At 64.9% G+C, this 7,355-nt stretch carries 5 protein-coding genes and 1 pseudogene; 3 read left to right on the top strand and 3 right to left on the bottom strand.

Translation table 11 applies throughout. The features are described from left to right. Window positions 1-1,391 (bottom strand): AMP nucleosidase (locus ACLHHB_RS10795; protein WP_410218288.1); only part of this gene is annotated, 1,391 nt, incomplete at its 3' end. A gap of 95 nt (window positions 1,392-1,486) precedes the next feature. Between ACLHHB_RS10795 and ACLHHB_RS10790 the strand changes: the two genes are divergently transcribed. From ACLHHB_RS10790 to glsA, 3 genes and pseudogenes are all read left to right on the top strand, one after another. Continuing rightward, the gene (locus ACLHHB_RS10790) at window positions 1,487-2,338 is read left to right on the top strand and encodes an SDR family oxidoreductase (protein WP_410218290.1); all 852 of its coding nucleotides are present in this window, start codon (window positions 1,487-1,489) and stop codon (window positions 2,336-2,338) included. 49 nt (window positions 2,339-2,387) lie between these two features. After that, on the top strand, window positions 2,388-3,611 hold the full coding sequence (locus ACLHHB_RS10785; RefSeq protein ID WP_410218287.1) for a UbiH/UbiF/VisC/COQ6 family ubiquinone biosynthesis hydroxylase: 1,224 nt from the start codon (window positions 2,388-2,390) through the stop codon (window positions 3,609-3,611). A 113-nt stretch (window positions 3,612-3,724) separates the two neighbouring features. Then, window positions 3,725-4,571, top strand: a pseudogene (gene glsA / locus ACLHHB_RS10780) (glutaminase A). A gap of 32 nt (window positions 4,572-4,603) precedes the next feature. Here glsA and ACLHHB_RS10775 read toward each other — a convergent pair. Further along, window positions 4,604-6,025, bottom strand: coding sequence for a UdgX family uracil-DNA binding protein (locus ACLHHB_RS10775; protein ID WP_410218286.1), 1,422 nt, complete (start codon window positions 6,023-6,025; stop codon window positions 4,604-4,606). Continuing rightward, window positions 6,025-7,257, bottom strand: coding sequence for a putative DNA modification/repair radical SAM protein (locus ACLHHB_RS10770; protein ID WP_410218285.1), 1,233 nt, complete (start codon window positions 7,255-7,257; stop codon window positions 6,025-6,027). The genes ACLHHB_RS10775 and ACLHHB_RS10770 overlap by 1 nt, the downstream gene beginning before the upstream one ends. Between the last annotated feature and the right edge of the window lie 98 nt (window positions 7,258-7,355).

The raw sequence follows: 7,355 nt of genomic DNA, 5'->3' as shown, positions 1-7,355 counted from the left end.
CCGATCAGCAGGTGGTTGGCGACCTGGGTGCGATAGAAATTGGTAGCCATGCCCGGCAGCTTCAACTCTCCATGCAGCGGCTTGTCGCTGACGCACAAAAGCGTTCCGTAAGGAACGCGGAACCGGAAGCCGTTTGCGGCAATGGTTGCGCTTTCCATATCCAGCGCCACGGCGCGTGACAAGGACAGGCGATGGACAGGACCAGACTGGTCCCGCAACTCCCAGTTGCGGTTGTCGATGGTGGCGACGGTGCCGGTGCGCATGATGCGCTTCAGCTCGTAGCCGTCCAGACGGGTCACCTCGGCCACGGCCTCCTGCAGGGCGACCTGAACCTCGGCCAATGCGGGAATCGGCACCCAGACCGGCAGGTCGTCGTCCAGCACGTGATCCTCGCGCAGATAGGCATGCGCCAGGACGAAATCGCCTAGCGACTGGCTGTTTCTCAGGCCTGCGCAATGGCCGACCATCAGCCAGACATGCGGGCGCAGCACGGCGATGTGGTCGGTCGCGGTCTTAGCATTGGAAGGGCCGACCCCGATGTTGACGAGCGTGATCCCCTGCCCGTTGGCGCGCTTCAGGTGATAGGTCGGCATCTGCGGCAGCTTGGTCAACGTGGCGATGTCCTGGTGCGGATCGGTGATCTGCTGATTGCCCGGAGCAACGAAGGCGGTGTAGCCCAGGTCGGGATCGGCCAAGACCCTTCGGGCAAAGGCTTCGAACTCGTCCACATAGAACTGGTAGTTGGTGAACAGCACGAAGTTCTGGAAATGCTCGGGTGCCGTGGCGGTATAATGGGACAAGCGCGCCAGAGAGTAATCGATGCGCTGGGCCGTGAAGGCCGCCAGATGCTGCGTGCCATCTGGCATGGGCCCCGCCACCCCATTCACGATGTCATCGTTCATGGTGTTGAGGTCGGGAACGTCGAAAATGTCGCGCAGCGAGAAATCCAGGACCCCTTCCTGCGGGACGGCCAGATCGCTTTGCGCGGCCACGGCGAAATGGACCGGCATGGGCGTGTCCGACACCTCGATGGTGATGGGAACACCGTGGTTGCGGATCAGAAGGCCCACCTGCTCGATCAGATAGTTCTGGAACAGGTCGGGGCGCGTGATGGTGGCTGCATAGCTGCCGGGCTGGACAACATGGCCAAAGGACAGCCGGGAATCGATCTTTGTGTGGATGGGCACGGTCAGCCGGATGCGCGGATAAAAGGCGCGATAGCGGGCTTCGGGTGCGCCGCCATCCAGAATGCGTGTGAAATGGTCCAGCAGAAATCCCGTTGCCTGATCGTAAAGCGCGCGCAGATGCGCCACGGCGGCGGAGGGATCGGTGAAATCGTGCGGCGCGGCGGCATCGGGGGTCCTGACCGGAAGAAAGCGGGAATCCGTCATGTCTGGCTGTCCTTATGGTTGCCCCGACCCTGCCAGCGACAGCTGCGGCAGGCAAGCGTCTGGCGCCTGTCCGCACCCTCCGTTACCATGCCGCCATGGAAATGCTTGTTTTCGGTCATGGTTACTCGGCCAGCTATCTGACACCCCTGCTGACGGCACGGGGGTGGCACGTCACCGGCACCACGCGCACCGACAGGGATCGCGTAGCAAGGGCCGGTGCGCAGCCGCTGCTGTGGCCCGGCGAGGAGGACGAGGTGCGTGAGGCCATTGCCCGCGCCGATGCCATTCTTGTCTCGGCCGCTCCGACCGAAGACGGCGATCCGGTCCTGTCGGCCTTTCGCGATGACCTGTCCCGTGCGCGCATCCGCTGGTTGGGCTATCTGTCCACGACCGGCGTTTACGGCGACCGGCAGGGCGGCTGGGTGGACGAGGATTCCGTTCTGGACGGATCGGGGCCTCGCGGCCAAGCCCGCATCCGTGCCGAGGCCGACTGGCAGGCGCTGGTCCTTGCCCATGGCCTGCCGCTGCACATCTTTCGGCTGGCCGGCATCTATGGCCCCGGTCGCGGGCCCTTTCAGAAGGTGCGGGATGGAACCGCAAGGCGTATCATCAAGCCGGGTCAGGTGTTTTCCCGCATCCATGTCGAGGATATCGCCCAAGTCCTGCTGGCATCGATCGAGGCGCCCGCGCCTGTCGGCATCTACAACCTGTGCGATGACGACCCTGCCCCGCCGCAAGAGGTGATCGCCCATGCAGCGGAACTGCTGGGCCTGCCAGTCCCCCCGGCGGTCCCGTTCGACCAGGCGCAGATGTCGCCCATGGCCCGCTCCTTTTACGCCGACAGCAAGCGTGTGCGGAACGACCGCATCAAGCGGGATCTGGGTGTGACGTTGCATTATCCCGATTACCGATCGGGGCTGGCCGCGCTGCTGGCAGCCGAGAACTGAGGCCGCGCGCCGCATTGCCTTTGTCCGCCCCCCGTGCATTGATCCGCCCATGACACAGCAGTTCGACGTTCTGATTGCCGGGGGCGGGCTCAACGGCCCGACGCTGGCGCTGGCGCTGGCGGGCGCGGGCCTTTCCGTGGCGGTCGTGGATCCCCGCCCTGTCACGGCGCGCGCGGACGCGGCGTTCGATGGACGGGCCTATGCACTGGCCGTGGCGTCTGTCCGCCTGTTGACCGCGCTGAAATTGTGGAACACGCTGTCGGGCGACAGCCAGCCCATTCGGCAGGTCAAGGCTTCGCAAGGTCGCGCGGGCGACGGCGCTGGGCCGTTCTTTCTGCATTTCGACAGTGCCGAAACCGAGAACGGCCCCGTGGGCCACATGCTGGAAGATCGCTTTCTTTTTCGCGCGCTGATGGCGGAGATGGAGGACAAGGTCACCCATCTGCCGGGTATCGCCGTGACCGGCCAGCAGCCGGGGTCTTCGGGCATCCTGGTGACGCTGTCTGACGGTCGGCAGGTGCAGGCACGGCTGCTGGTCGGCGCGGACGGCCGCCAGTCGGGCGTGGCCGGGCGTGCGGGCATCCGTCGCCAAGGCTGGGATTATGGGCAGACGGCGCTGGTGGCGGCTATTGACCACGACCTGCCGCACGAAGGCACTGCCCATCAGTATTTCATGGCCACCGGGCCTTTGGCGATCCTGCCCCTGCCCGGCAACCGCAGCAGCGTCGTCTGGTCCGAGACGCGCGCCAATGCCGCGGCCATCACGGCCTTGGAGGATGACGAATTCCTGTCAGTGCTGCGCCCACGCTTTGGCGATTTTCTGGGCAGCATCTCCTTGGCCGGCCTGCGATTCAGCTATCCGCTGAGCCTTTCACTGGCCGAGCGCTATGCCGCGCCGCGCGTGGTGCTGGTGGGTGATGCGGCTCATGGCGTTCATCCTGTTGCTGGTCAGGGGTTGAACCTGGGCCTTCGGGACGTGGCCGCCCTGGCCGAAGTGCTGGTCGAGGCCGCTCGTCGCGGCGAGGATATCGGCAGCGATCTGGTGCTGGAGCGGTATCAGGGATGGCGGCGCTTTGACGCGACCGCCTTGGCGCTGGGCATGGATGGCGTGAACCGGTTGTTCGCAACGGACAATCCGATCGTCTCGGCCGCGCGGGGCTTGGGCATGGGCATCGTGACAGCCTTGCCGGGATTGCGGCGCGGCTTCATGCGGCAAGCCGCCGGGTTGTCGGTCGACCCGATGCCGCGCCTGCTGGCCGGGCGGCCGCTTTAGGCTTTCCCCGCCGCAGGTTTCGCGGCATGACCGGCCGCGCAAGCGGGGGAGGGGATCATGACACTCGACCGGTTTCTGGACGATCTGGACCGTGACATCCGCGCCGGCGCGGATTGGGGCGCAGTCGCCGAATATATTCCCGAACTGGCGCGGGTCGATCCGGCGCAGTTCGAGATCGCAGTGGCGCTGGCCAGCTGGTCACCGCCGGACAGGCGCAACAACGTTTCTCCATCCAGTCGGTCAGCAAGGTCTTTGCGCTGGCCTGCGTCTTGGGATGCATCGGCGAACAACTGTGGCTGCGCGTGGGGCGTGAGCCCTCGGGTGACCGCTTTGCTCGATCCTTCTGCTGGAGCAGGAAAAGGGCCGCCCCCGCAACCCCTTCATCAATGCGGGCGCGCTTGTGGCTACAGACGAGCTTTTGACCGGACGCAGCCCGCAGCAGGCGCTGACCGAGGTCATCGGCTTCATCCGCACTGCCGTCGAGGATGATGACATCCATATCGACAAGGCCGTGGCCGATCCGAAACCCGCACCGGCCAAAGGAACGCGGCGCTGGCCCATTACCTGCGCAGCTTCGGCAACCTGAACAACCCGCCCGATCATGTGACCGGCACCTATTTTCACCGATGTGCCATCCAGATGAGCTGCGTGCAGCTGGCGCGCGCGGGCTGCGTGATCGGCGGCCTCCCCTGCGCACCGTCCCTTTTGTCGCCCGTCAAGCAGCGCCGTATCAACGCGCTGATGATGACCTGTGGCCAGTACGACGGATCTGGCAACTTTGCCTTTCGCGTGGGCCTGCCCGCCCCGTCGGGCGTGGGCGGCGGGTTGCTGGTGATCGCGCTCGGGCGGGCCTCGATCGCCCTCTGGTCACCGGGGCTGGACAGTTGGGGCAACTCACGGTTGAGAACTCTGGCGGCGGAAAGGTTGGCCAAATTCACGGGCTGGTCGGTTTTCGGCTGACAGGATCCACGGTCGCCGCGAAATAGGCTCAGTCAGGCGGTCAGTTCAGCTGCTCGGCTCAGGTCTGCGCGCAGTTCTGCCAAGGCAGTGGGCGCGCGGTCAGGAGGCAACCGCAGGATCAGGCTGGGGTGCCAGCTGACAAGAACCGGCCCACCATCCAGCGCCAGCTCGATCTGGCCGCGCCGGGGGGTAAGGGGCTTGCGGTTGCCTGTCAGTGCAAAGGCCGCTGTTGCACCCAGCGCCAAGGTCAGCCGCGGCGTGACAAGGCGCCGTTCAACGTCCAGCCACCAACGACACTGCTCGATATGCGGGCGGTCGGGCGTCTGGTGCATCCGGCGCTTGCCTCGCGGCGTGAACCGGAAATGTTTGACGGCATTGGTCAACCAGGCGCGGTCCGGATCAAGCCCTGCTTCATCCATCGTCCGACGCAGCAACTGGCCAGCCGGGCCGACGAAGGGTCGGCCTGCCAGATCCTCCTGATCGCCGGGGGCCTCGCCCACGATCATCAGGGGCCCCGCCCCATCCCCCTGGCCCCAGACCGTCTGGGTGGCGGCGTGACACAACTCGCAGCGTGTGCAGCGCGCGGCCTGTGCTGCGGCGGCAGCCAGCGTTTCCGGCGGTGTGTCATCGGGTTGCTGGCGGATGCGGGCGGTGATCCGGGGCGCAAAGGCCGGAGCTTCCGAAGCTCCGGCTTCGCGCATTGCCTGAACACGCCGGGGCGCATCGGCCAGCATTTCGGGAATCAGTCGCGTTTCCGGCAGGTTCTTCCAATACTTCATCGGCATTTCGGACCGCATGGCATTGGTCTTGATGCGTGCCGGATTGAAGATGTTGGCGAAATAGGTTTGCCAAAGGTCATGGCTGGCGTCCTGCGGCAGATCAGGCCTGTGGGCCGGAGGATCATACGCGATTGCTCCGCCCGTAAAGCGTGCCACGCCTTCGGGTGTGGCGATCAACCAGTCCATGTCCGCAAAGCGCTTGGCAAAGAACGGTGTGGCAGCCTCCAGGATCGGATGCTCGGGTTCGAACCAGGCGCCAAAGCTGCGACGCGGATCGTCGGATGGCAGCTCGTGAAAGCGCACAAAGGCGTGCATCTTGTGGATGTCGCGGCGCACGGACTTGGCCATCCGTTCCAATTTGTCCAGCAAGGGGTCGGCGGGGTTCGTCAGAAATCGGCGGTCGTCCTGCGCCCGGATCAGCGCGGTGAAAAGCAGCGCCCAGCGTTCAGGATCGGAATGACTGGAAACGGTGCGTGCAAGCTGGATAAACTCCTTGGTCGCTGCGACAGGGTGGGTGCCCGATGGTGGCGTGGGCGTCGTGCCGAACAGGTCATCAGGGGCATCCGGGTCGGCCCAAGCGACATTTTCCGGTGCAATCCGGGCGCTGGCCAGCCCGCGCGCTGCCGTGCGCCATGCCTCGAAACGGCCAAAGCGCGGCAGCGTGATGCGGATCATCAGAAAAGGCTCAACTGTTCAGGGGCCGGGGCAAATCGGGCCCGCAGCCCGTCGTTGTCGGTCAATGCGCCGGGGTGCCAGTCAGGCAGCGTCACGAACGGCTTGGCCTTGGACATGATCGCGCCCATGCGCAGCAGGTCCCCATAACGGATCGCCCCGTTGCGCCGCGCGGCTAGGATGCGCGTGACCGTCTTGGTACCAAATCCCGGCACGCGCAAAAGCATCTCGCGCGGGGCAAGGGCCACGTTGACGGGAAACTGCGCCCGATTGGCTAAGGCCCAGGCCAGCTTGGGGTCGATGGCCAAATCAAGGTTTCCGGACGGGTGCGCGGCCGCGATCTCGTCCGCATCGAAATCGTAAAACCGCATCAGCCAGTCAGCCTGATAAAGCCGATGTTCCCGCATCAAGGGCGGCTTGATCAGCGGCAGAACGGCCGAGCTGTCAGGAATGGGGCTGAAGGCCGAGTAATAAACCCGCTTTAACTGATAGCCGGCATACAGGTTCGACGATGTCTTGAGGATATCGCGGTCCGTCGCCGCATCGGCCCCCACGATCATCTGGGTGGACTGCCCCGCGGGGGCAAAGCGCGGTGGACGCTTGCCGCTGTGGCTGCGCTCCTTGGAAGCTTCGCGGTTCAGTCGCACGTCCGCCATGGCCGCCCGAATGGTTTCGGGACGCTTTTCCGGCGCGAGGTGTCGCAGGCTGGCGTCCTGCGGCAGCTCGATGTTGACCGACAGGCGGTCGGCATAAAGCCCGGCCTCGGCCACCAGTTCGGGCGAAGCGTCAGGAATGGTCTTGAGGTGGATATAGCCCTTGAAGCCGTGTTCGACCCTCAGCATTCGGGCGATGCGGACCATGTCCCCCATGGTCTGATCCGGGCTCTTGATGATGCCAGACGACAGGAACAGCCCTTCGATCATGTTGCGACGATAGAATTCAAGCGTCAGCCTGACGACCTCCTCGGGAGAAAACCGTGCCCGTTCCACATTGCTGCTGACCCGGTTGATGCAATACGCGCAGTCATAGATGCAGAAGTTCGTCATCAGGATCTTGAGCAGGCTGATGCACCGCCCGTCCGGGGTATAGGCGTGGCAGATCCCCGATCCGCCGGCCGAGCCGATTCCGCCCGATCGCGAATCACGCTGATCGGTCCCGCTGGAGGCGCAGGAGGCGTCATATTTGGCCGCGTCCGACAGGATCGCCAACTTGTCTTGGAGGGTGCGTGTTGCCATGGCAGAAAGATATGTTCGCCCTGTGTTCCGGGCAAGTGCGGCATTTTGAAACAATGACCCGGGAACTGTCACGGGGACGCGATCGTTGCCCGCCACCG

The organism is Paracoccus sp. (in: a-proteobacteria) (assembly GCF_046462195.1).
Classification (GTDB): Bacteria; Pseudomonadota; Alphaproteobacteria; order Rhodobacterales; family Rhodobacteraceae; genus Paracoccus.
Note: the sequence above shows the minus strand (reverse complement) of the source record. Positions and strands in the feature narration are given on the sequence as shown.